The sequence below is a fragment of the Pseudomonas sp. NPDC088414 genome, assembly GCF_044753325.1.
Taxonomy (GTDB): domain Bacteria; phylum Pseudomonadota; class Gammaproteobacteria; order Pseudomonadales; family Pseudomonadaceae; genus Aquipseudomonas.
Window position 1 is genome coordinate 4,342 of the sequence record NZ_JBIVMY010000027.1, and the last position, 25,071, is coordinate 29,412.

General features: G+C 61.6%; 21 protein-coding genes. 9 read left to right on the forward strand and 12 right to left on the reverse strand.

The genetic code is table 11. From position 1 onward, the window contains the following. From ACIP8I_RS20340 to ACIP8I_RS20380, 9 genes are all read right to left on the reverse strand, one after another. Positions 1-139 (reverse strand): hypothetical protein (locus ACIP8I_RS20340; RefSeq protein ID WP_400763491.1); only part of this gene is annotated, 139 nt, incomplete at its 3' end. 349 nt (positions 140-488) lie between these two features. Further along, positions 489-2,078 (reverse strand): AAA family ATPase, encoded by a 1,590-nt coding sequence (locus tag ACIP8I_RS20345; RefSeq protein ID WP_400763393.1) that lies wholly within the window; start codon positions 2,076-2,078, stop codon positions 489-491. Between the two features lie 10 nt (positions 2,079-2,088). After that, positions 2,089-3,189 carry a 3-dehydroquinate synthase gene (aroB, locus tag ACIP8I_RS20350; RefSeq protein ID WP_400763395.1) on the reverse strand — a complete coding sequence of 367 codons (1,101 nt, stop codon included), beginning with the start codon at positions 3,187-3,189 and terminating at the stop codon, positions 2,089-2,091. 151 nt (positions 3,190-3,340) lie between these two features. Then, the gene (gene aroK, locus ACIP8I_RS20355; protein WP_027611316.1) at positions 3,341-3,859 is read right to left on the reverse strand and encodes a shikimate kinase AroK; all 519 of its coding nucleotides are present in this window, start codon (positions 3,857-3,859) and stop codon (positions 3,341-3,343) included. 4 nt (positions 3,860-3,863) lie between these two features. Beyond that, a complete protein-coding gene (gene pilQ / locus ACIP8I_RS20360) occupies positions 3,864-5,936 on the reverse strand; it encodes a type IV pilus secretin PilQ (protein ID WP_400763398.1) in 2,073 nt (690 codons plus the stop codon). Positions 5,937-5,949: 13 nt separating this feature from the next. Next, positions 5,950-6,477 carry a pilus assembly protein PilP gene (locus ACIP8I_RS20365; protein WP_007968333.1) on the reverse strand — a complete coding sequence of 176 codons (528 nt, stop codon included), beginning with the start codon at positions 6,475-6,477 and terminating at the stop codon, positions 5,950-5,952. Then, positions 6,474-7,097: a type 4a pilus biogenesis protein PilO gene (pilO, locus tag ACIP8I_RS20370; protein WP_098966813.1), complete on the reverse strand. Its 624-nt coding sequence runs from the start codon at positions 7,095-7,097 to the stop codon at positions 6,474-6,476. The genes ACIP8I_RS20365 and pilO overlap by 4 nt, the downstream gene beginning before the upstream one ends. After that, positions 7,094-7,660: a PilN domain-containing protein gene (locus ACIP8I_RS20375; RefSeq protein WP_400763401.1), complete on the reverse strand. Its 567-nt coding sequence runs from the start codon at positions 7,658-7,660 to the stop codon at positions 7,094-7,096. The genes pilO and ACIP8I_RS20375 overlap by 4 nt, the downstream gene beginning before the upstream one ends. Next, positions 7,660-8,724, reverse strand: a complete 1,065-nt coding sequence (locus ACIP8I_RS20380; protein ID WP_108590281.1) for a pilus assembly protein PilM — start codon at positions 8,722-8,724, stop codon at positions 7,660-7,662. Before ACIP8I_RS20380 ends, ACIP8I_RS20375 begins: the two co-directional genes overlap by 1 nt. A 216-nt stretch (positions 8,725-8,940) precedes the next feature. Between ACIP8I_RS20380 and ACIP8I_RS20385 the strand changes: the two genes are divergently transcribed. Then, positions 8,941-11,388: a penicillin-binding protein 1A gene (locus ACIP8I_RS20385; RefSeq protein WP_367082678.1), complete on the forward strand. Its 2,448-nt coding sequence runs from the start codon at positions 8,941-8,943 to the stop codon at positions 11,386-11,388. Between the two features lie 214 nt (positions 11,389-11,602). Here ACIP8I_RS20385 and ACIP8I_RS20390 read toward each other — a convergent pair whose 3' ends face one another. The 3 genes from ACIP8I_RS20390 to rpmE form a co-directional block, all read right to left on the reverse strand. Further along, positions 11,603-12,871, reverse strand: coding sequence for a malic enzyme-like NAD(P)-binding protein (locus tag ACIP8I_RS20390; protein WP_041074924.1), 1,269 nt, complete (start codon positions 12,869-12,871; stop codon positions 11,603-11,605). 183 nt (positions 12,872-13,054) lie between these two features. After that, positions 13,055-13,837, reverse strand: a complete 783-nt coding sequence (locus tag ACIP8I_RS20395; RefSeq protein ID WP_400763494.1) for a thermonuclease family protein — start codon at positions 13,835-13,837, stop codon at positions 13,055-13,057. 41 nt (positions 13,838-13,878) lie between these two features. Beyond that, on the reverse strand, positions 13,879-14,094 hold the full coding sequence (gene rpmE / locus ACIP8I_RS20400; protein WP_007968345.1) for a 50S ribosomal protein L31: 216 nt from the start codon (positions 14,092-14,094) through the stop codon (positions 13,879-13,881). 284 nt (positions 14,095-14,378) lie between these two features. Between rpmE and ACIP8I_RS20405 the strand changes: the two genes are divergently transcribed. The 8 genes from ACIP8I_RS20405 (at position 14,379) to phaZ (ending at position 25,048) form a co-directional block, all read left to right on the forward strand. After that, positions 14,379-16,598, forward strand: a complete 2,220-nt coding sequence (locus tag ACIP8I_RS20405) for a primosomal protein N' (RefSeq protein ID WP_400763405.1) — start codon at positions 14,379-14,381, stop codon at positions 16,596-16,598. Positions 16,599-16,860: 262 nt separating this feature from the next. Next, complete coding sequence (argS, locus tag ACIP8I_RS20410) at positions 16,861-18,597, forward strand: arginine--tRNA ligase (protein ID WP_095138002.1); 1,737 nt, start codon at positions 16,861-16,863, stop codon at positions 18,595-18,597. Between the two features lies 1 nt (position 18,598). Beyond that, the gene (locus ACIP8I_RS20415) at positions 18,599-19,306 is read left to right on the forward strand and encodes an SPOR domain-containing protein (protein WP_007968349.1); all 708 of its coding nucleotides are present in this window, start codon (positions 18,599-18,601) and stop codon (positions 19,304-19,306) included. Positions 19,307-19,604: 298 nt separating this feature from the next. Beyond that, a complete protein-coding gene (gene hslV, locus ACIP8I_RS20420; protein WP_007968352.1) occupies positions 19,605-20,135 on the forward strand; it encodes an ATP-dependent protease subunit HslV in 531 nt (176 codons plus the stop codon). 55 nt (positions 20,136-20,190) lie between these two features. Beyond that, positions 20,191-21,528, forward strand: coding sequence for an ATP-dependent protease ATPase subunit HslU (gene hslU / locus ACIP8I_RS20425; RefSeq protein ID WP_400763409.1), 1,338 nt, complete (start codon positions 20,191-20,193; stop codon positions 21,526-21,528). Positions 21,529-21,653: 125 nt separating this feature from the next. Continuing rightward, entirely contained in the window at positions 21,654-22,031 is a 378-nt protein-coding gene (locus ACIP8I_RS20430; RefSeq protein ID WP_400763412.1) for a gamma-butyrobetaine hydroxylase-like domain-containing protein, read from the forward strand. 257 nt (positions 22,032-22,288) lie between these two features. After that, positions 22,289-23,968, forward strand: a complete 1,680-nt coding sequence (gene phaC, locus ACIP8I_RS20435) for a class II poly(R)-hydroxyalkanoic acid synthase (RefSeq protein WP_400763415.1) — start codon at positions 22,289-22,291, stop codon at positions 23,966-23,968. 225 nt (positions 23,969-24,193) lie between these two features. Next, a complete protein-coding gene (gene phaZ / locus ACIP8I_RS20440) occupies positions 24,194-25,048 on the forward strand; it encodes a poly(3-hydroxyalkanoate) depolymerase (RefSeq protein ID WP_027611303.1) in 855 nt (284 codons plus the stop codon). Positions 25,049-25,071: the final 23 nt, after the last annotated feature.

The following is a 25,071-nucleotide window of genomic DNA, read 5'->3' on the forward strand; positions in this document are numbered from 1 at the left end:
CACCGCGGTGGGTCATGCAGGACAGGGCAACGATGGCCTTATGCAATAGGGTATGACTGGGTTCGCCCTGCATATGGGCTATCAGTACGAAAACGCTGTTATCCTTGAATTCATCTGGTTGGTACAGACCTGCTTTCATAGACACTTTCTCACCAGGCTGCCTCTTTTCGAGGCAAATTTCTTTTCAATTCAACCACTTGCTTGCCGCGCCGAACGTACGCCGGCTTTGCGGGGGCAAAAGGGTGGTCATTGTACACAGCGACACAGACGCTCACAAATTTGACGACGAAATGTCGCAAATCTATGTCGCATTTGTGAAAGGTTTAAAGCGATATGCTGTGCTAGTCAAAACTTTTTTAATTCTGACCGCAACGACTCAAAGACTACTGTGACGCAGACACCACAAGGCACGCGACCTGGAAGGAAGCGCGCACTCGTAGAAATTTTGAGGTGCTTGGAGAGGCGGCCTGGGTAAGGCCGCCGAATCTTCAGCGAGTTGTTGCCAGTTCCTGTTGGACGCTGGCGACAGTGCGAGGCCAAGGTTTACCAGCCTGAACCTTCGCTGGCAAGGCCTTGATGGCAGAAACGGCCGCATCACGATTGGCGAAGTTGCCGTAGGTGATCACGTAAAGCGGCTTGCCGTTGAGGACTTTCTTGAAATAACGGTACTCGCCGCCCTGCTCCTTGACGAAGTTCTGTGCGGTCGCTTCGGAGCTGGTACCGAGGATCTGCACCACGTAGTTGCTGGTCGGCTGACCGGCGTACCAGCTGCCACCGGCGGCTCTGGCGACGGTAACCGGCTTCTCGGCCGGTTTGGCGGCTGCAACTGGCTTGGCCGGGGCAGGAGCCGGTTTGGCCGCTGGCGCTGCCGGAGCAGGCTTGGCGGTGGCGACCTGAGTCGGTGCCGGGGTCGGCTTGGCCGCCGGAACAGGTACTGGCGTCGGAGCCGGGCCGGCCGGAACACCTGCCGGTGGCGCGGAAGTGGTGACGGTCGGCGGCGTCGCGCTGGAGCCTTCAACCGGCACGCCGTCGTCACCTTCAGTGATGCCGCCAGCGGCTTCAGCCAACGGGCCGCGCATGACCGGTTGCGAGTTGCCGACCAGCGGCAGCGGCATCGGCTGGGTATTGCCGGCGAACTCGACGTTCGGCGCGCCACCCTTGGCGCCCTGGCCCAACGGCAGTTGTGCCTGTTCATTGGCCGGTGCGCCAGTGGTTGGCGCCTTGTTGCGACCCGGCATCAGCCAGGCGGCGGCGACCGCGACCACAACGACGGCGGATATCGCCAATACGTGTTTCTTCGGCATGTTGAACCCCATACTTGGACGCTTGACCGCAGAGCGGCTGGCAATCATGACTTCGATCAGTGCATCGCGAGCGACCTGGTTGATGTTGCCAGGCCAACCCTCGGCGCTTTCGTGAATCTCAGAGATCTGATCCGCAGTGAAAAGTTCGACACCCCGGCCCGCACCTTCGAGCCGTTGGTCGAGATATTCGCGGGTCTCTTCTTCGGTGTACGGCTGCAGTTCGATGACGTGGAAGCGCTCTTCCTCGAGGTGCAAGGCCTCCAGTTGCGCGATCAGCGACGACTCACCGAACAGGAACACGTGCGGACGACCTTCCGGCGCACCGGCACCCAGCGCCATCAGCGCCTCGAGGGCGGATTCGTCGAGCTGCTCGGCATCATCCACCAGCAGATAGACTTCCTGCCCGGTCAGTGCCAGCTGCACCACTTGCGCCAGAATCGCGCCGACTTCCGCCTGCGCCACGTCCAGCGCCTGGGCAACCTGACGCAGCACGCCAGCGGCATCGCCGGCGCCACGGGCCGACACGACAACGCTTTGCACCGATTGTTTGTTGGTGCTGGCCACCAGCGCCTGACGCAGCAAGGTCTTGCCGCTGCCCTGCGGGCCGGTGACCACCAGCAGCAACTGGCTGTAACGCGCCAGGTGATGCAGTTGCCCCAGCACCGGCTTGCGCTGGGCCGGGAAAAATTTGAAGCCCGGCACCCGCGGCGCGAAAGGGTCGTGACTTAACTGGAAATGGCCGAGGAACGCCTCGTCGGCATGCAAACTAGTCATCGGAATCTTATTAACCTTTAAGCTGAGCCAGAGCGCGGTAATCCGCTCCCAGCGTGGCCTGTAGAACCTCTTTCGGATAATCGGCGGTCACCACCGCTTCGCCCATCCGGCGCAGCAGCACCAGGCGCAGACGACCGTCGATCACTTTTTTATCAATTGCCATATGTTCGAGAAAATCGGCTTCGGTCATTTCTTCCGGCGGAATCACCGGCAGACCGGCACGCTGGAACAGACGAATGCCGCGATCACGCTCCTGTTCGCTGATCCAGCCCAGACGCGCGGACATTTCCAGCGCCATCACGGTGCCAGCGGCGACCGCCTCACCATGCAACCAGACACCATAGCCCATGTGGGTCTCGATGGCGTGACCGAAGGTGTGGCCGAGATTGAGCGTGGCGCGCACGCCGGTTTCCTTCTCGTCGGCGCCGACCACCGCAGCCTTGGCCGCGCAGGAGCGCTCGATGGCGTAGGTCAGGGCTATCTGGTCCAGCGCGCGCAGGGCGTCGACGTTGTCTTCGAGCCAGGTCAGGAACGGCTCGTCGCAGATCAGACCGTACTTGATGACTTCCGCCAGACCCGCGGACAGCTCGCGCTCCGGCAGGGTTTTCAGCGATGCAGTATCGATCAGCACCACGTTCGGCTGATAGAACGCGCCGACCATGTTCTTGCCCAGCGGATGGTTGATGCCGGTCTTGCCGCCCACCGACGAATCGACCTGGGACAGCAGCGTGGTAGGAATCTGGATGAAATCGACACCGCGCTGGTAGCAGGCGGCGGCAAAACCGGCCATGTCACCGATGACACCGCCGCCGAGGGCAATGATCGTGGTGCGGCGGTCGTGACGGGCGGTCAGCAGGCCGTCGAAGATCAGTTGCAGGGTTTCCCAGTTCTTGAAGGCTTCGCCGTCCGGCAGCACCACCGAGATCACCGAGAACTGCGCAAGGCTTTGGGTCAGACGTTCGAGATAGAGCGGCGCCACGGTCTCGTTGGAGATGATTGCCACTTGCCGCCCGTGGATATGCGGCGCCAGCAGCTCAGGCTGATCCAACAAACCTTCGCCAATATGAATCGGGTAGCTGCGCTCGCCTAGATCGACCTTGAGTGTCTGCATGTGTCCCCACAGTGAAGATGGAAGCAGGCGTCCTGCCCTGAATTATTGGTTGTCTGCGGCCTGTAGCGAATCTGACGCCGCCCGCACGCCATCCGCCACAACCTCGGCGGCTGTGACAGGACGCCGAGGATAGCGCATTTCCGGCGGCGCTTTAACGGGGTGGCAGCTGTGCCAGACGGTCGAGAATGTCGAGCACCACCATGCGCGGTGGCCGTTCGTCGGTTTCCACCACCAGATCGGCGATCTCCCGATAAAGCGGATCGCGGATCTCGAGCAGGTCTCGCAGGGTTTTCGCCGGATCGGCGGTGCGTAGCAAAGGACGATTGCGATCGCGCGACGTACGCCCGACCTGCTGCTCGACGGAGGCGTGCAGATACACCACCCGTCCGCCCGCGTGCAGGGCCTTGCGGTTGGCATCACGCATCACCGCGCCGCCGCCGGTCGCCAGCACCACGCCGTCGAACGCGCACAGCTCGGCGATCATCGCCTGCTCACGGTCACGAAAGCCGGGCTCGCCTTCCTTGTCGAAGATCCACGGGATATTGGCGCCCGTGCGCAGTTCAATTTCCTTGTCGGAATCTTTGAACGGCAGGCGCAGCTCTTTGGCCAGCAACCGGCCGATGGTGCTTTTGCCAGCGCCCATCGGTCCTACAAGAATCAAATTTCGCACAGAATCAACGACTCACAGCAATCGCCTGGTTATTCATGATACGCGGAGTGAGAAATACCAGCAGCTCGGATATTTTCTCAGAAACCACATCACGCCGGAAAAGGCGGCCAAGATACGGCACATCGCCAAGAAATGGCACCTTATCTACAACCTTGCTTTGAGTATTTGAGAAAACACCGCCAATCACGATGGTCTCGCCGTCGTTCACCAGCACCTTGGCGTTGACCTCGTTCTTCTTGATCGGCGGCACATCCTGCACCTTGTTCAGGTAGTCCGGTTCGTCCTTGGTGACCTTGACCTCCATGATGATGCGGTTGTCGGGGGTGATCTGCGGCGTCACTTCCAGCGACAGCGAAGCCTCCTTGAACGACACCGACGTCGCACCGCTGGAACTGGCTTCCTGATACGGAATCTCGGTGCCCTTGAGGATCTTCGCCGTCTCCTTGTCGGAGGTGACGACTTTCGGCTGGGAGACGATTTCGCCGTTGCCGGTCTTCTCCATGGCAGTCAGCTCAAGATCGAGCAGCACGTTGTCGGTGATGAAGGCTATGCCGATCCCGGACGTGTTACCGACCGTGCCCATGTCGACGAACGGCGAGTTGGTGCTGGTACTGCCCGGCGTGCCAATGGTGGTCGACGAGCCATTGCTGACCCCGGAGGTGTTCCAGTTGCCCTTGTTCTGGATCGAGCCGCCCCAGCGCACGCCCAGACTCTTGTCGTAATCGACGTTGGCCTCGACGATCCGCGCCTCGATCATCACCTGGCGCACCGGAATATCCAGTTGCGCCACGATCCGCCGCAGTTCGTCGAGGCGATCCTGGGTCTGGTAGGCAATGATGTTGTTGGTGCGCTCATCGACGGTAATCGAGCCACGCTCGTCGATTTTCGCCTCGGCGCTGGTCACTGACTGAAACAGTTTGGCGATATCCGCGGCTTTGGCGTAATTCACTTGCAGCAGCTCGCGGCGCAGCGGCGCCAGTTCGGCGATCTGTTTTTGCGACTCCAGTTCCTGGCGTTCACGGGCAGCGATTTCGTCGGCCGGGGCCACTAGCAACACGTTGCCGATCTTGCGCTTGTCCAGGCCTTTGGTTTTCAGCACCAGGTCCAGCGCCTGATCCCACGGCACGTTTTGCAAACGCAAGGTGATCCCGCCCTGCACCGTATCGCTGGCCACCAGATTGAGGTTGGTGAAGTCGGCGATTAGTTGCAGCACCGAACGCACGTCGATGTCCTGGAAATTCAGCGAAAGCTTTTCGCCGCTGTAGCTGTTGCGGTCGGCGTTGCGCTTTTGCAGGTCATCGACCGTCATCGGGCGAATGCTGACGGTGAGTTTGTTGTCGGTCTGGTAGGTGGAATAGTCGAACGTGCCACTGGGTTCGACGGTGATGACCGCACGATCACCGGTGGCGGCAGCGTTGACGAACTGCACCGGCGTGGCGAAGTCCTTGACGTCGAGGCGCACCCGCAGCCTGTCGGGCAACTGCGTGCGAGCAAAGCTGAGGATGATCTTGCCGTCATGCTCCTGGATGTCCGGGGCGATGGTCGGGTCCGAAAGGTCAATGACCACGTTGCCCTCACCCGCGGTGCCGCGCTGGAAGTCGACGCCACGAATGGTTTTGGCGACGGGAGTGTAAACCTTCGCCGGCGCCGCGACCGGTCGCGGCGCAACAGCGGCGGGACGCGGCGCCGCAGGCTTGGCGCCCTGCCCGACCACCACGAACAGATTGTTGCCCTCTACCCGTGAGGTGTAGGGCGTCAGTTGCGTCAGGTTGATGATCAGGCGCGTGCGGTCGTTGGCCTCGACCACTGTAGCGGTTCGCGCGTTGCCGCTGCCCAGATCACGGGTCTTGCTTGCCAGTTGGCTGGCGACACCCGGCAGATCGAGGGCGATTCGCGCCGGCGATTCGGTGGTGTAGCCCTTGGGTTGCGGTGGCGGGCTGTCGAACGACAGCTTCAACTCGATGCGATCACCCGGTAACGCCGCGACATCCAGCGTCTTGAGGCTGGCCGCCTGAACCATCGGTGAAAGCAGCGCTATCCATAGCGAAAAACCGAGGCTAAAGAAAATCCTGTTCATTGTTCGACTTCCACTATGAGTGCTCTTTCAAAGGAATGGTGCGCGGACGCTCCAGCCAGGCGCCTTCGCCATCGGGCACGATTTCGACCACATCGACCTGAGTGGCGCTGATGGCGACGATGCGACCGTCGTTGCGCCCCAGGTAGTCGCCGACTTTCAGCCGATGCACCGCCCCCGCTCCGCGCAGCAGGGCGAAGGAGCCGGAGGCATTGGAGATCGTGCCGACCATTTCAAACTGCTCGATGTTGAAACCTTCGAGGTATTGCTTGACCCGGTTGGGGTCGGGTTTGACGTTGCGCGAGCCACGTTGCTGCCCGGCCAGATCGACGCGCACCTGACGCGAGAACGGGCTGCGCAGGTTGGCCGCGCTGTAGGTAAACGTGGGATAGGAACGGAACGTCGGCGTCGGCTCGATCTTGCCCGCCGGCCGCAGACGCACCTCATTCATGTAGGCGTCGAGATCGCTGAAGTCATCTCCACCAAAGCATCCGCCAAGACCCAGCAACAGCACCGACAGGGCGAAATAACGGATCGGGGTCATTTGTCCAACCCCTTGTCGTTATAGCGGTAGGTCTTGGCGAGAATGCTCATGCGCAGCTTCGTCCCGCCGTCGGGATTGGCCGGTGCCAGTTCGAAATCGTGCAAGGTGACGATGCGTGGCAACCCGGCGACGCCACTGACGAAGGTCGCGAGGTCGTGGTAAGCCCCGGTGACAGTGATCTGGATCGGCAGCTCGATGTAGAACGGCTGGGTCACCTCCGGCAGCAGCTTGATCTCTTCGAATTCAAGACCGCTGCCCAGCCCGGTGCGGGTGATGTCTTCGAGCAATCCCGGGACCTCGGTGTCGCTGGGCAACTGCCGCAGGAGCACGCCGAAGGAGGTCTCCATCTCCTTCATCTGCTGGGTGTAAAGCTCCAGGTTGGCAGCCATGTGCGCCTTGCTGGCGAACTGCTCCTTCAAGGTGTCCTCTTCCTGACGCTTGGCTTCCAGCTGGTTTTCCATGTCGCTGATGAAAAAGTTATAGCCAAGCGCCAACACCAGTACCGCCAGCAATGCTCCCGCGATAGTTTTCACCGCGGCCGGCCAGGAGCCGATATTGCTGGTGTCCAGATCGTTGAAGTCGATGTTGCGCAGACTTTGCAGCCATTCGGACGGCTTCATTTGTCGCCCTCCGTCGCGGCTGGCTGGGTCTGACGCACGGTCAGCTGAAAGACGTTGGCCTGATCCACCTGACCGGCAGTCGTCGCTTTCACTTCATTAAGACTCGGCGCATCGAACCAGTCGGAAGCATCCAGATTGCGCATCAGCTCCGAAACGCGGTTGTTCGACTCCGCCGCGCCGCTGATCGACAGCGTCTTGCCGAGCAATTTCACGCTGGTGAAATACACCCCGTCCGGCAGCGTGCGCGCCAGTTGGTCGAAGATCCGCCCGCTGATCTGCCGGTTGCCCTGCAAGTCCTGGATGATGCGCATGCGCTCGACCAGTTGCTGGCGCCGCGCCTTGAGCTCGCTGATCTGCTTGATCCGTTCGTCGACCACGGCGATCTGTTTGCCAATATAGATATTGCGTGCTGTCTGCCGCTCGATGGCGGTACCGACGATCTGATCGGCGATGAACACTGCGCCCACCGAACCGACGAAGACCCCGATCAGGATCAGCAGAAAGCGTTTGCGCCGCTCTTCGCGGCGCTCCTCGCGCCAGGGGAGAAGGTTGATCCGCGCCATCAGTCGAAACTCCTGAGCGCGAGCCCGCAGGCAATCATCAGGGCCGGCGCGTCGCTGGCCAGCGCCCCGGCGTTGACCTTGCTGCTCAGGGCCATGTCGGAAAACGGGTTGGCGACCTGGGTCGGGGTGCCCAGGCGCTGTTCGATCAGGCGATCCAGCCCCGGCACCGATGCCGTACCACCCGCCAGCAGAACGTGATCCACCGCGTTGTACTGACCCGAGGCAAAGAAGAACTGCAGCGAACGCGAGACCTGCTGCACCAGCGCCTCCCGGAACGGCTGCAACACCTCGCTGACGTAGTCATCGGGCAAGCCGCCCTGTTTTTTCGCCAGACCGGCCTGCTCGATGGTCAAGCCATAACGACGCTGGATTTCCTCGGTCAACTGCCGCCCGCCGAACAGTTGCTCGCGGGTGTAAATGATTTTGCCGTTGTGCAGAACACTGAGGGTGGTCATGGTCGCGCCGATGTCCACCACCGCCACGGTGAGGCGCTCCTGCGATGCCGCCAGTTGCGTGGCGAGCAGGCCGAACGAGCGCTCCAGTGCGTAGGCTTCGACATCGACCACTCGCGCGGTCAGCCCGGCCAGCGCCAGTGCCGCCTCGCGCACTTCGACGTTTTCCTTGCGGCATGCGGCCAGCAGCACGTTGACCCGCTCCGGGTTGCGCGGGGAAACGCCCTGAACCTCGAAATCGATGGCGACTTCGTCCAGCGGATAGGGAATGTACTGGTCGGCCTCGATCCTGAGCTGGTTTTCCAGCTCGTCGTCGGTCAGCCCGGCGTCCATCTCGATGATCTTGGTGATCACCGCAGAACCGGCCACCGCCACCGCCACGCTCTTGAGCCCGGTGCGCGCCTTGACCAGCACCCGGGACAAGGCATGGCCCACGCCTTCGAGCTCGGCGATGTTCTTCTCGACCACGGCGTTGGGCGGCAGCGGCTCAACCGCGTACGCCTCGACCCGGTAGCGGTCACCCTGACGGCTCAATTCCAAAAGCTTCACCGAAGTGGAGCTGATGTCGATCCCCAGTAACGTATTGGTCTTTTTATTGAAGAGTCCCAGCACTACCAATTCCCTATGACTTTCCGTGAGTTACGGACTCTGTAATACGCATTGCGTTCCTTCACCCCGCCTTGACAGAAGCGCAAATGACGCCCCCAGCAGAAAAGTGCTTATAATGCCCAGCGTTTTTTTCCGCTTTTTACTGCCGGCCCAGGCTGTTCTGTGTGTTACCGGAACCCTGTCGCCCAATTCATTCTTTGCCCTGGATGTTCAAAAGCCTTGATTCGTCTGCTGAAATTTTTCGGTTGGTCCATCGTCGCCGTTTTCTGCGGACTGCTTTTAGGTCTCAGCGGCGCGTTTCTTTACCTTAGCCCGGGTTTGCCGTCTGTGGAGGCGCTGAGAAGCATTCAGTTGCAGATTCCGCTCCGGGTCTACAGCAGCGACAACAAATTGATCGCAGAATTTGGCGAAATGCGCCGTACTCCGATCCGTTTCGCCGACATTCCGCCCAATTTCATTAATGCGTTACTAAGTGCTGAAGACGACAATTTTGCCAATCACTATGGCGTCGATCCGAGCAGCCTGATGCGCGCGGCGACCCAACTGGTCAAAAGCGGACACATTCAGTCCGGCGGCAGCACCATCACCATGCAGGTGGCGAAGAACTTCTTCCTGACCAGCGAACGCAGCTTCTCGCGCAAAACCACCGAGATTCTTCTGGCCCTGCAGATCGAACGGCAGCTGACCAAGGACGAGATCCTTGAGCTGTATGTGAACAAGATTTATCTGGGTAACCGCGCCTACGGCATCGAGGCGGCGGCGCAGGTGTATTACGGCAAGTCGATCCGCGATGTCAGCCTGGCGCAGATGGCGATGATCGCCGGCCTGCCGAAAGCCCCGTCGCGCTTCAACCCGCTGGCCAACCCGGCGCGCAGCAAGGAACGTCGCGACTGGATCCTCGGGCGCATGTACAAGCTCGGCAAGATCTCCGAGGCCGACTACACCGCCGCGATCAACGAGCCGCTGAACGCCAGCTATCACGTGCCGACCCCGGAAGTGAACGCACCGTACATCGCCGAGATGGCCCGTGCCGAGATGGTCGGTCGCTATGGCAGCGACGCCTATACCGAAGGCTTCCGCGTCACCACCACGGTGCCGAGCAACCTGCAGGAAATGGCCAACACCGCGCTGCACGAAGGCCTGATGACCTACGACCAGCGTCACGGCTACCGTGGCCCCGAATCGCGTCTGCCGGGCAAGACCCACGAAGCGTGGGCCAGCGAGCTGACCAAGCAGCGCACCATCAGCAGTCTTGAGCCGGCCATCGTCACCCAGGTCGACAAGAATGGCTTGCAGGTACTGACCCGTACCGGCGAAGAACACGTCGCCTGGGACACCATGAAATGGGCGCGCCCGTTCCTCAATACCAACAGCATGGGCGCCGCACCGCGTCAGCCGTCGGATGTGGCGCAGGTCGGCGATCTGATTCGCGTGCAGCGTCAGCCGAACAACTCGCTCAAATTCAGCCAGATCCCGCAGGCGCAGGGCGCGCTGGTGTCGCTGGATCCGCAGAACGGCGCGATTCGCTCGCTGGTCGGTGGTTTTGCTTTCGAGCAGAGCAACTACAACCGCGCCCTGCAGGCCAAGCGTCAGCCGGGTTCGAGCTTCAAGCCGTTCGTCTACAGCGCCGCGCTGGACAGTGGCTACACCGCCGCGACGCTGGTCAACGATGCGCCGATCGTGTTCGTCGACGAATACCTGGACAAGGTCTGGCGGCCGAAGAACGACACCAACACCTTCCTCGGCCCGATCCGTCTGCGCGAGGCGCTGTACAAGTCGCGTAACCTGGTGTCGATCCGCCTGCTGCAGGCGATGGGTGTGGGCAAGACCATCGACTACATCACCCGCTTCGGCTTCAACAAGCAGGATCTGCCGCCGAACCTGTCGCTGGCGCTGGGCACCGCGACCCTGACCCCGATGGAAATCGCCACCGGCTGGAGCACCTTCGCCAACGGCGGCTTCAAGATCACCCCGTACATCATCGACAAGATCGAAAGCCGTAACGGCGACACGCTGTTCGTCGCCAACCCGCCGACCGTGCCTCAGGGCGTGTCGGCCACGGATGGCCTCGCCGCGCCAGCGTCGCAGCCGATCACCGTCAACGCCGCGCCGGTGCCGGGCGAAGCCCCGGGCACTGCCGCCGCGCCTCAAGCGCCGGCAGTCGCTGAGCGAATCGTCGATGGCCGTACCACGTACATCCTCAACAGCATGCTGCAGGACGTGATCAAGCTCGGCACCGGGCGTCGCGCACTGGCCATGGGCCGCAGCGACATCGCGGGCAAGACCGGTACCACCAACGAATCGAAGGATGCATGGTTCTCCGGTTACAACGCCGATTACGTGACCACCGTGTGGACCGGTTTCGACCAGCCGGAAAGCCTCGGCCGCCGCGAGTTCGGCGGCACCGTGGCGCTGCCGATCTGGATGAATTACATGTCGGCCGCGCTCAAGGATAAGCCGCCACACGTGCAGCCTGAGCCGGAAGGCATCCTCAGCCTGCGGGTGGATCCGGTCAGCGGTCGCGCGGCAACGCCGAGCACGCCGGGCGCGTACTTCGAGCTGTTCAAGTCGGAAGACACGCCGCCCTCGGTGAATGAACTGGGCAACGGCGCCGTACCGGGCAGTCCGCTGCCGGCGGATGAGCAGGCACCGATCGACCTGTTCTGATCCAGCCTTGGCAAAAAGCCCCGCCTTCGTGAGAGGAGCGGGGTTTTTTATTGCGTGAAGATCAAGATCAAAAGATCGCAGCCTGCGGCAGCTCCTACATTTGGAATGTGCTCCCCCCTGTAGGAGCTGCCGCAGGCTGCGATCTTTTGATCTGCCTAACAAAAAGCCCCGGCTCATTACGAGCCGGGGCTTCTGGTTGAAGCGCTACAACGACTTAGCCGTTGAACACGTCATCCACGCTTTTCAGCGGGTAGTTCTTCGGATACGGCAGGGTCGCCACACCGGTCTCGATCGCAGCTTTGGCCACGGCGTCGGAGATCAGGGTGATCAGGCGCTTGTCCATTGGCTTGGGAATGATGTACTCACGACCGAATTCCAGCGGCGCACCACCGTAGGCGTCGCACACGTCCTGTGGCACTGGCAGTTTGGCCAGTTCACGCAGGGCGTTGGCCGCAGCCACTTTCATTTCTTCGTTGATGCGCTTGGCGCGAACGTCCAGGGCACCGCGGAAGATGAACGGGAAGCCCAGAACGTTGTTGACCTGGTTCGGGTAGTCGGAACGACCGGTGGCCATGATCACGTCGCTGCGGGTGGCGTGTGCCAGCTCCGGGGAGATTTCCGGATCCGGGTTCGAGCAGGCGAAGACGATCGGGTTGGCCGCCATCGACAGCAGACCTTCAGCGCTCAGCAGGTTCGGGCCGGACAGACCGACGAACACGTCAGCGCCTTGCAGAGCATCAGCCAGGCTGCGCTTGTCGGTGGCGTGAGCGAACACGGCTTTGTACTGGTTCAGGTCATCACGGCCGGAGTGGATCACGCCAGTACGGTCAACCATGAAGATGTTTTCGATTTTTGCGCCCATGCTCACCAGCAACTTCATGCAGGAGATGGCCGCAGCGCCGGCGCCGAGGCAGACGATTTTGGCTTCCGGCAGGGTTTTGCCGGCGATTTCCAGGGCGTTGATCATGCCCGCAGCGGTCACGATCGCGGTGCCGTGCTGGTCATCGTGGAATACCGGAATGTCGCACTGCTCGATCAGAGCACGTTCGATCTCAAAGCACTCAGGCGCCTTGATGTCTTCCAGATTGATGCCACCGAAGGTGATGGAGATGCGTTTTACGGTGTCGATGAAGGCTTGCGGGCTTTCGGAATCGACTTCGATGTCGAACACGTCGATGCCGGCGAAGCGCTTGAACAGTACGCCTTTACCTTCCATCACTGGCTTGGAGGCCAGTGGGCCGAGGTTACCCAGGCCCAGAATCGCGGTGCCATCGGAAATGACTGCAACCAGGTTGCCCTTGCCGGTGTATTTGTAGGCCAGTTCAGGATCGCGGGCGATCTCACGCACTGGTTCAGCTACGCCGGGGCTGTAGGCCAGCGACAGGTCGCGGGCGGTAGCAGTGGCCTTGGTGAGCTCGACACTCAGCTTCCCTGGACGAGGATTGGCATGATATTCGAGAGCGGCAGTTTTCAGATCAGACATTTTGGCATTCCGCTTTTTACTGTTGGACAGACTGGTCAGCGAGGATACGCGCCTCGCAAAGTCCCCACAAGACTGAGCGGTCACCCCTGTCAAGCGCCCTGTCCTACGACTTTGGGCCAAGAGCCACGGCGCACAAGGGCTTGACTGTTCACAATCAACAGAAAAAATGTCTACAATTTTTCTTCAGTGGGTGCTTTGCAGCATCGACGGATCGGTCAAAGGCAACAACCAACGCGCCTGACCCGATTTCAACCCGCCACGCCGCGAACGGTCGACGATCCAACCGCGAGCCTCGATCTGTCTGCCCTGCAGCGCCTGCAACCGGGCGTTGTCGAATTGTCCGACCAGATTGGGTGCAACGCGCAGTACAACCGAGTCCTGCAACTCGATCCAGATTCCGCCGCGATTGCGTTGAACCTTGCTCACACGCCCACTGACCACGGCGAAACCCGCAGTGTGGATCTGCTCCGCTTTCAGTACAGGCGACTGGCGCCACAGGCCTCGACCGGCCTGCCGGGCGCTGCGTTCGGCCGCCTGCTGACAGGCAACAAGATCGACATTCGGTGCCACCGCCACCTGAAAACCGAGGCCGTCGGCGAGCATTTGCGCTTCAAGATTGGTGCCGTTGGTGCTGTAGACATGCGCAAGGGTGCGACCGTAATGGTCTTTGGCCTGCTTGCCGGGGAGCAGACCGACCCGACCGCGGCTGTCCGCCACCAGTGCTTCAAGGCGTTTACGTGCCGCCACGGCGAAGGGTTCGTCACTGCGGCCCTGCTTGCCCAACTCCGGCGTGTTGAGACCGATCATCCGCACACTGCGCCCATCGCTCAGGCGTAGCGTGTCGCCATCGACCACGCGCTGGACGCTGACGCTGCTGAGGCCGGCAGGCGTGGGGCAAAATGCCTGGGCTGCGGACAGCCAAATCGCGGACACAAAAAAGGCGCCCACAAGGGACGCCTTTTTCATCAGCCTGGAGAAACCGTCGAAGTTTTCCAGAATGACCAATCTTACTTCTTGGCGCCGAAGGCACCGAAACGGTCGGCGAACTTCTGAACGCGGCCACCGGTGTCCAGAGTCTTCTGCTTACCGGTGTAGAACGGGTGGCACTCGTTGCAAACGTCGATCGCCAGGGCTTTGCCGAAGGTCGAACGGGTTTCGAACTTGTTGCCGCAGCTGCAGGTTACTGCAACTTCTGGGTAATTCGGGTGGATATCAGCTTTCATGATGTCTTCCTCAGCTAGCGTGCCGCCACCCAACACTATTGTTGAATACCGCACGTAATTAGGCCGCGGATTCTACCAGACAATGTCAATCGCGCAAGCTGTCCCTGAGACCGACCGTCTGCTAGGCTCCCGGGCTTGAACGCACCCCTGTGGGAGCGAGCTTGCTCGCGAATGCGTTGTGCCAGTTGATGACTTCGTGCCTGACACACCGCGTTCGCGAGCAAGCTCGCTCCCACACTTGATCTGCGCCAAGCCTCCTTTTGTGTTGATAGAGATCCCCCCGCGTGCCCGACGCCATTCTGCGCCTCGCCCTGCCTTCGCCCCTGCGCCGCCTGTTCGATTATCGGGCGCCGGCTGGGGTATCGCGTGCCCAGTTGCAGCCGGGCATGCGCTTGCGTGTGCCGTTCGGTCGGCGGGAAATGATCGGGATCCTGGTCGAAGTCACCGACACCAGCGATGTACCGCTGGAAAAACTCAAACCGGCGCTGGCCCTGCTCGATGCCGAGCCGCCGCTGCCGCCCGCACTGTTCAAGCTGTGCCTGTGGACGTCGCAGTATTACCAGCACAGCCTCGGCGACACCTTGAGCTGGGCGCTGCCGGTGCTGCTGCGTCAGGGCGAACTGGCCGAGGCGCGACAGGAGCGCTTCTGGTCAGTCGCCCCCGGCGCCAGTCTCGATGATCCGCGCGTCGCCCGCGCGCCACGGCAACGGGAAGCGCTGGCGACGCTGGCGCAGCACCCGCACGGCGTCGCCCATCAGTTGTTGAGCAAACTGATGCTGAGCAAGGACAGCCTCGACCTGCTGCTGGCAAAAGGACTGGTGCAGGTGGAGATTCGCCGGCACGCCCCTGGCGTGCGCCACGAACACTGGCTGGCGCAACCGGAGTTGCCGCTGAACACCGAACAACGCGCCGCTTACGAAGCAATCCGCGCCGGGTTCGACAGCTATCACGCGTTTCTGCTGGCCGGGGTCACGGGCAGCGGCAAGACCGAAGTCTATCTGCAACTGATCCGCGAAACCCTCGAAGCCGGCAAGCAGGCACTGGTGCTGATCCCGGAGATCAACCTCGGCCCGCAGACCCTGGCGCGTTTCGAGCAGCGCTTCAACGCACGCATCGCCCTGCTGCATTCGGCGGTCAACGACCGCGAGCGCCTCGACGCCTGGCTCGCTGCCCGCGACGGCGAGGCCGACATTATTATCGGCACCCGCTCGGCGCTGTTCACCCCGATGAAAAACCCGGGGCTGATCATCATCGACGAAGAGCACGACGGCTCCTATAAACAGCAGGAAGGCCTGCGCTACCACGCCCGGGATCTGGCGCTGGTGCGCGCGCGACAGGAAAACATCCCGATCGTCCTCGGCTCCGCCACGCCTTCGCTGGAAAGCCTGCACAACGCCTACACCGGTCGTTATGGCCTGCTGCGCCTCAACGAGCGGGCCGGCGGCGCCAAGCAACCTCGGTTCCTGCGGCTGGACGTGAAAAGCCGTCCGCTGGACAGCGGCATTTCCGGGCCGATGCAACAAGCCATCGGCCAGACCCTCGCGGCCGGCCAGCAGGTGCTGGTATTCCTCAACCGGCGCGGCTTTGCGCCGACATTGCTGTGTCACGATTGCGGCTGGATGTCGGAGTGTTCACGCTGCGACGCGCGGATGACCGTGCACCAGCGCTACGGTGAGCTGCGCTGTCATCACTGCGGCAACGTCGAACGCACGCCGCGCCAGTGCCCCAAGTGCAACAAGGTCGATCTGCGCCCGGTGGGCGCCGGCACCGAACGCGCCGAGGAGCGGCTGGCGATTCTGTTCCCGGACTACCCGGTGCTGCGCGTCGACCGCGATAGCACCTCGCGCAAGGACGCGATGAATCAATTATTCGCGACGATTCAGAAGGGTCAGCCGTGCATTCTGGTCGGCACGCAGATGCTGGCCAAGGGGCACCACTTCCCGCGGGTCACGCTGGTGTCGATTCTGGATGCCGACGGCGGGCTGTTCTCCGGAGATTTCCGCGCCAGCGAGCGCATGGCGCAGCTGATCGTGCAGGTGGCCGGGCGCGCCGGGCGGGCTGAGGAGCCGGGCAAAGTGATCATCCAGACGCACCTGGCCGACCATCCTTTACTGGTGCAACTGACCGAACAGGGTTACTTCGCTTTCGCCGAGCAGGCCTTGAGTGAGCGCCGCGCGGCGGGGCTGCCGCCGTTTTCACACCTGGCGCTGTTACGCGCCGAAGCGCACAAACCGGGGCAGGCGGAAGGTTTTCTCGATGAGGCATGCAGCGCCGCCGAGCGCTTGCTGGCTGAACAGAATCCAGGCGGGATCGAATTGCTCGGACCGGTGCCGGCACCGATGGAGCGCCGTGCGGGGCGCTATCGTGCACAGCTGTTGGTGCAGGCGGCGGCGCGGGCACCCTTGCATCGACTGCTCGCCAGCTGGTTGCTGGAGCTGGAACAGATGCCGAGCGGGCGGGCGGTGCGCTGGTCGCTGGATGTCGATCCGGTGGATTTGTATTGACGCTGACCTGTGGCGAGGGAGCTTGCTCCCGCTGGGGCGCGAAGCGGCCCCAAAACGGTAATGCCAGCCAAACCGATCGAGCCGGTTTTACGACTGCTGCGCAGCCGAGCGGGAGCAAGCTCCCTCGCCACAGGGTAATTTGTCACCACATATCCACATCCTGCCTGCTAAGGTTGGCAAGCCCGTCTTCGCAACGGATAATGCCCAGTTTTTCCACCCGCGCATCGATGCGCCGCCGCGCTTGCGGTCGAAAGAGAAGACCATGAAAGACACCATTCGCCAGCTGATCCAACAAGCCCTCACCCAACTCGTCAACGAAGGTGTGTTGCCTGAAGGCCTGTCGCCGGCGATTCAGGTGGAGAACGCCCGTGACAAGACCCACGGCGACTTCGCCAGCAACATCGCCATGATGCTGGCCAAGCCTGCGGGCATGAAGCCGCGCGATCTGGCGGAGAAAATCATCGCTGCGCTGCCGGCCGACGAGAACGTCACCAAAGCCGAAATCGCCGGCCCCGGCTTCATCAATTTCTTCCAGAACACCCAGGCCCTCGCCTCGCGCCTCGACGCCGCACTGGCTGACGCTCACGTTGGCGTGCGCAAGGCCGGCCCGGCGCAACGCACCGTGGTCGACCTGTCGGCGCCGAACCTGGCCAAAGAGATGCACGTCGGCCACTTGCGCTCGACCATCATCGGCGACGGCGTGGCCCGTGTTCTCGAGTTCCTCGGCGACGAAGTGATCCGCCAGAACCACGTCGGCGACTGGGGCACCCAGTTCGGCATGCTGATGGCTTACCTGCAGGAAAACCCGATCACCAGCGACGAGCTGTCGGATCTGGAAAACTTCTACCGCGCCGCCAAGCAGCGTTTCGACGAATCCGAAGAATTCGCCGACCGCGCCCGTGGTCTGGTGGTCAAGCTGCAGGCCGGCGATGCCGAGTGCCTGGCGCTGTGGACCAAGTTCAAAGACATCTCGCTGTCGCACTGCCAGAAAATCTACGAACTGCTCAACGTCAAACTGACCATGGCCGACGTGATGGGCGAAAGCGCCTACAACGACGACCTGATCAACGTGGTCAACGACCTGAAAGCCGCCGGCATGCTGGTCGAGAGCAACGGCGCCCAGTGCGTGTTCCTCGACGAGTTCAAGAACGCCGACGGCGATCCGCTACCAGTGATCATCGTCAAGGCTGACGGCGGTTACCTGTACGCCACCACTGACCTGGCGGCCGTGCGCTACCGCAGCGGCAAGCTGAAGGCTGACCGCGCGCTGTACTTCGTCGACCAGCGTCAGGCCCTGCACTTCCAGCAAGTGTTCGCCGTGGCGCGCAAGGCCGGTTTCGTGACCCATCCGATGGAAATGGAGCACATGGGCTTCGGCACCATGAACGGCGCCGATGGCCGTCCGTTCAAGACCCGTGATGGCGGCACCGTGAAGCTGATCGATCTGCTGACCGAAGCCCAGGAGCGTGCCTACAACCTGGTCAAAGAGAAAAACCCGACACTGGCCGAAGACGAACTGCGCAACATCGCCAAGGTTGTCGGCATCGGTGCGGTGAAATACGCCGACCTGTCCAAGCACCGCACCAGCGACTACAGCTTCAACTTCGACCTGATGCTGAATTTCGAAGGCAACACCGCGCCATACCTGCTGTACGCCTACACCCGTGTCGCCGGTGTGTTCCGCAAACTGGGCAAGGACTTCAGCGAAGTCGACGGCCAGATCGTCCTCGAAGCCGAGCACGAGCAAGAGCTGGCGGCGAAACTGGCGCAGTTCGGCGAAGTGCTGAACAACGTTGCGGAAAAAGGCACACCGCACATCCTCTGCACCTATCTGTATGACGTCGCCGGTCTGTTCTCCAGCTTCTACGAGAACTGCCCGATCCTCGCCGCCGAAACGCCGGCCCAGATGCAGAGCCGTCTGCGTCTGGCCGCGCTGACCGGTCGTACTCTCAAGCAAGGCCTGGAACTGTTGGGCCTGGAAACTCTGGAGCGCATGTAAGTTGGCTGCCAAGAAAAAACCTGCACCCAAGCGTGGCGCCAGCCGTTACCAAGCTCCTGCAAAGCAACCGATCCCGGGCTGGCTGTGGATGGCCATCGGCCTGACGGTCGGCGCGTTCATCGTGTTCCTGATGAAACTGGAGCCGGGCAAGGGCAGCGACACGGTCAAGCGCGAGAAAGTCGAGCAGGCGCAGCAGCAGAAAGCGTCGAAGATCGCCGAGGCCAACAAGACCCCGCCGAGCCCGACGCAACCGGTGAAGCCGAAGTACGACTTCTACACCCTGCTGCCGGAATCGGAAGTGATCGTGCCGCCGGATGCCGTGCCGGAGAAAACCCTGCCGACGCCGCAAGTGCCGACCACACCGGTGACCCCGGCGGAAGCGGCGAAAATCGACACCGCACGCGCGCAGGCCGCGCTGTCGGGCATTACCCCGCCGCCAGCGCCACCGGTGGCGAAAGCGGCGCCAGTGACCAAGTTCTTCCTCCAGGCCGGTTCGTTCCGCAAAGAGGCGGACGCGGACAAGGTGCGCGCGCAGATCATTCTGCTCGGCCAGGCTGTGGCGGTTGAGTCCGGCACAGTGAAGGATGAAACCTGGTATCGCGTACTGGTTGGCCCGTTCAGCAACCGCGAACAGCTGACCACGGCGCAGAAACAACTGGCCGGCAGCGGCTTCAGCAATCTGTTGTTACAACAACGCCAGAGCCGCTGATTGGCCTGTGGGCACCTCACTCTGAGGTTGCCCACAACCTTGTGGTGAGGGGATTTAGCGAAACGTCGCACCGCCCCGACCGGCTGCGCAGCAGTCGTAAATCCGGCATTCGCGGTGCGTCAGACCGACTGCAACCGCAGGTTTCAGGGCCGCTTCGCGCCCCATCGGGGATAAATCCCCTCGCCACAGTCATCAAACACCATTCGTCTCCCATTACCCTCCCCGGTTGAAATCCTCTCCAGCACCCCCATATGAATGGGCATAAGGCATTTTCGCCCGCTGCGTGGAGACTCTTCCCTTGACCACCATCGTTTCAGTCCGCCGCCACGGCAAAGTCGTCATGGGCGGCGACGGCCAGGTTTCTCTCGGCAACACCGTGATGAAAGGCAACGCCAAAAAGGTGCGTCGCCTGTACCACGGCCAGGTCATCGCCGGTTTCGCCGGTGCCACCGCCGACGCCTTCACCCTGTTCGAACGCTTCGAAGGCCAGCTCGAGAAACATCAGGGCCACCTGATCCGCGCCGCTGTAGAACTCGCCAAAGAATGGCGCACCGACCGCTCCCTGAGCCGCCTCGAAGCCATGCTCGCGGTTGCCAACAAGGACGCCTCGCTGATCATCACCGGCAACGGTGACGTGGTCGAACCTGAAGACGGCCTGATCGCCATGGGTTCCGGCGGCGCCTACGCGCAAGCCGCAGCCAGCGCGCTGCTGAAAAAGACCGACCTGTCGGCTCGCGAGATCGTCGAGACCGCCCTCGGTATCGCCGGCGACATCTGTGTATTCACCAACCACACCCAGACCATTGAGGAGCAGGATCTCGCTGAATAAGCCTGACGCGGCCTAAGTGCCACGGCTTGTTTCTGCTTGAGGACCGTCAATTATTATGTCCATGACTCCCCGCGAAATCGTCCACGAACTCAACCGCCATATCATCGGCCAGGACGATGCCAAGCGCGCCGTCGCGATTGCCCTGCGCAACCGCTGGCGCCGCATGCAGCTGCCTGAAGAGCTGCGCGTTGAAGTGACTCCGAAAAACCTCCTGATGATCGGCCCGACCGGTGTCGGTAAAACCGAGATCGCCCGTCGCCTGGCAAAACTGGCCAACGCGCCGTTCATCAAGGTCGAAGCGACCAAATTCACCGAAGTCGGCTACGTTGGCCGTGACGTCGAATCGATCATCCGTGACCTGGCCGACGCCGCGATCAAGATGCTCCGCGAGCAGGAAATGACCCGCGTGCGCCACCGTGCCGAAGACGCTGCTGAGGACCGTATCCTCGACGCACTGCTGCCACCGGCACGCATGGGCTTCAGCAATGAAGAAGCGCCGAGCAGCGACTCCAACACCCGTCAGCTGTTCCGCAAGCGCCTGCGCGAAGGCCAGCTGGACGACAAGGAAATCGAGATCGAAGTCGCTGAAGTGGCCGGCATCGAAATCGCCACGCCGCCTGGCATGGAAGAAATGACCAGCCAGTTGCAGAACCTGTTCGCCAACATGGGCAAGGGCAAGAAGAAAGCTCGCAAGCTCAAGGTCAAAGAAGCGCTGAAACTGGTGCGCGACGAAGAGGCCGGGCGTCTGGTCAACGAAGAAGAGTTGAAGGCCAAGGCGCTGGAAGCGGTCGAGCAGCACGGCATCGTGTTCATCGACGAAATCGACAAGGTCGCCAAGCGCGGCAATGTCGGCGGCGCCGATGTGTCCCGTGAAGGCGTACAGCGCGACCTGCTGCCGCTGATCGAAGGCTGCACCGTCAATACCAAATTGGGCATGGTCAAGACCGACCACATCCTGTTCATCGCCTCCGGTGCGTTCCACCTGAGCAAGCCGAGCGATCTGGTGCCGGAGCTGCAGGGTCGCCTGCCGATCCGCGTCGAACTCAAGGCGCTGAGCCCGGAAGACTTCGAGCGCATCCTCAGCGAGCCGCACGCTTCGCTCACCGAGCAATATTGCGCACTGCTGAAAACCGAAGGCCTGAACATCCAGTTCCAGCCGGAAGGCATCAAGCGTCTGGCGGAGATCGCCTGGCAGGTCAACGAGAAGACCGAGAACATCGGTGCCCGTCGCCTGCACACGCTGCTCGAGCGCCTGCTGGAAGAGGTGTCGTTCAGTGCCGGTGACCTGGCCAGCGCGCATGACGACAAACCGATCCTGATCGACGCTGCGTACGTCAACAGCCATCTGGGCGAATTGGCGCAGAACGAAGACCTGTCCCGTTATATCCTGTAGGTCACCTTCCCTGCAGGAGCTGCCGCAGGCTGCGATCTTTTGATTTTGATTCATAAAAGACAAGATCAAAAGATCGCAGCCTGCGGCAGCTCCTACAGGGGTTCATCACAGTCGGATGACCTGCAATGACCACTATTCCTACCGACATCAAACTGCACAAAGCCTCGAAAACCCTGACGCTCAAATACGCGTCCGGCGAGGAGTACACCCTGCCCGCCGAATTCCTGCGCGTGCATTCCCCTTCCGCCGAGGTCCAGGGCCACGGCAAACCGATCCTGCAATTCGGCAAGCTCAATGTCGGCCTCAGCGGCCTGGAACCGGCCGGTCAGTACGCACTGAAACTGACCTTCGACGACGGTCACGACAGCGGCCTGTTCACCTGGGATTATCTCTACGAGCTGGGGCGACGTCATGACGCACTCTGGGCCGATTATCTGGCCGAGCTCAAAGCGGCCGGGAAAACCCGCGATCCGGACCAGTCAATCGTCAAGCTGATGCTCTAGTCCGAGACTCTTGCTCTTTAGAGGGCATTTTCTAAATTCATCTGTTTGAATGCTCTGCTGTGTGGCCGAGGATCGGCCTGCTTGCGAAAAAAATTAAACTCGGGTAACCAATGGAGCTGGCAAGTTCCCTGCAGTGCTCTACGACTGTAAAGCAGCTATGCAGAATTAACGGTCACCCGAGCAGTAGTACCTGGCATTCGCTGTGGAACTGCACAGCAGAAAACGGGTACTCGTCTCAGGACAATGGAGCGTCGTAGATGAGTAACAAGAATAACGATGACCTGAAGTACCAAGCCTCGGAAAACACCCTGGGGCTTAATCCCGTCGTTGGGCTGCGCGGAAAGGATCTGCTGGCCTCTGCTCGAATGGTGCTGACCCAGGCCATCAAACAACCGATCCATAGCGTCAAGCACGTGACCCATTTCGGTCTTGAACTGAAGAACGTGCTGTTCGGCAAATCCGAACTGCAACCGGCCAGCGATGATCGTCGCTTCGTTGATCCGGCGTGGAGTCAGAACCCGCTCTACAAACGTTATCTGCAAACTTACCTGGCGTGGCGCAAGGAGCTCCATTCCTGGATCGACGACAGCAGCCTGTCACCCAAAGACATCGCGCGCGGCCACTTCGTGATCAACCTGATGACCGAAGCCATGGCCCCGACCAACACCGCCGCCAACCCGGCAGCGGTCAAACGCTTCTTCGAGACCGGCGGCAAAAGCCTGCTCGACGGCCTCTCGCATCTGGCCAAGGATCTGGTGCACAACGGCGGCATGCCGAGCCAGGTCAACATGGGCGCATTCGAGGTCGGCAAGAGCCTGGGCGTGACCGAAGGCGCGGTGGTGTTTCGCAACGACGTGCTGGAACTGATCCAGTACAAGCCGATCACCGAGCAGGTGCACGAGCGTCCACTGCTCGTGGTGCCGCCACAGATCAACAAGTTCTATGTGTTCGACCTGAGCCCGGACAAGAGTCTGGCGCGCTTCTGCCTGCGCAACAACGTGCAGACTTTCATCGTCAGCTGGCGCAACCCGACCAAGGCCCAGCGCGAGTGGGGCCTGTCGACCTACATCGATGCACTGAAAGAAGCAGTCGACGTGGTCACCGCCATCACCGGCAGCAAAGACGTGAACATGCTCGGCGCCTGCTCCGGCGGCATCACCTGCACCGCGCTGCTCGGCCACTACGCCGCCCTCGGCCAGAACAAGGTCAACGCGCTGACCCTGCTGGTCAGCGTGCTCGACACCACCCTGGATAGCGACGTCGCCCTGTTCGTCGACGAGCAGACCCTCGAGACCGCCAAGCGCCACTCGTACCAGGCCGGCGTGCTCGAAGGCAAAGACATGGCCAAGGTCTTCGCGTGGATGCGTCCCAACGACCTGATCTGGAACTACTGGGTCAACAACTACCTGCTCGGCAACGAGCCGCCGGTGTTCGACATCCTGTTCTGGAACAACGACACCACTCGGTTGCCCGCCGCGTTTCACGGCGACCTGATCGAGATGTTCAAAAACAACCCACTGATTCGCCCCAATGCACTGGAAGTGTGCGGTACGCCGATCGACCTCAAGCAGGTTACCGCCGACATCTTCTCGCTGGCCGGCACCAACGACCACATCACCCCGTGGAGGTCCTGCTACAAGTCGGCGCAGCTGTTTGGCGGCAAGGTCGAGTTCGTGCTGTCGAGCAGCGGGCACATCCAGAGCATCCTGAATCCGCCGGGCAACCCGAAATCGCGCTACATGACCAGCGAAGGCATGGCCGCCAATGCCGACGACTGGCAGGAGAATTCGACCAAGCACACCGATTCCTGGTGGCTGTACTGGCAGGCATGGCAGGCCGAGCGCTCGGGCAATCTGAAAAAGGCACCACTGAAACTGGGCAACAAGGCGTATCCGGCAGGCGAGGCCTCGCCGGGCACTTACGTACATGAGCGGTAACTGACACACCTCGGCTCCCCGAACTGTGGGGTGAAACTGTGGTGAGGGGATTTATCCCCGATGGGCTGCGAAGCGGCCCCAAAACCATCTGACGCGGTAGTTCTGAAAAACCGTGCGTAATGATTTTGCGACTGCTGCGCAGCCGATCGGGGATAAATCCCCTCACCACAAGGCTCACTCATACAGGGGGGGGGCGGGGATGAATTAATCCACAGGGCCTGAAGCATGCCGCAACCGTTCATATTCCGTACCGTCGATCTGGATGGGCAGACCCTCCGCACCGCGGTACGCCCCGGCAAGCCTCATTTGACGCCCTTGCTGATTTTCAACGGCATCGGCGCCAACCTGGAGCTGGTGTTTCCGTTTGTCGCGGCGCTGGACCCGGATCTGGAAGTGATCGCCTTTGACGTGCCCGGTGTCGGCGGCTCGTCGACGCCCAACCGGCCGTATCGCTTTCCCGGATTGGCGAAGCTGACGGCGCGGATGCTCGACTACCTCGACTACGGTCAGGTCAACGTGATCGGCGTGTCGTGGGGCGGCGCGCTGGCGCAGCAATTCGCCCACGACTATCCCGAACGCTGCAAGAAACTGGTGCTGGCGGCGACCGCAGCCGGCGCCTTCATGGTGCCGGGCAAGCCGAAAGTGCTGTGGATGATGGCCAGCCCACGCCGTTACATCCAGCCATCGCACGTGATCCGGATTGCGCCGTTGATCTACGGCGGCTCGTTCCGCCGCGACCCGACGCTGGCTGCCAGCCATGCGGCGAAAGTGCGTTCGGCGGGCAAGCTCGGTTACTACTGGCAGCTGTTCGCCGGACTCGGCTGGACCAGCATTCACTGGCTGCACAAGATCCATCAGCCGACCCTGGTGCTGGCCGGCGACGACGATCCGCTGATCCCGCTGATCAACATGCGCATGCTCGCCTGGCGGATTCCCAACGCCCAGCTGCACATCATCGACGACGGTCATTTGTTCCTGATCACCCGCGCCGAAGCCGTGGCGCCGATCATCATGAAATTCCTTGAGGAGGAGCGGCAGCGCGCCGTGATGCACCCGCATCCGACCCCGCTGGGCGGATAAATCACGGCGGCAGGCTTTATGCA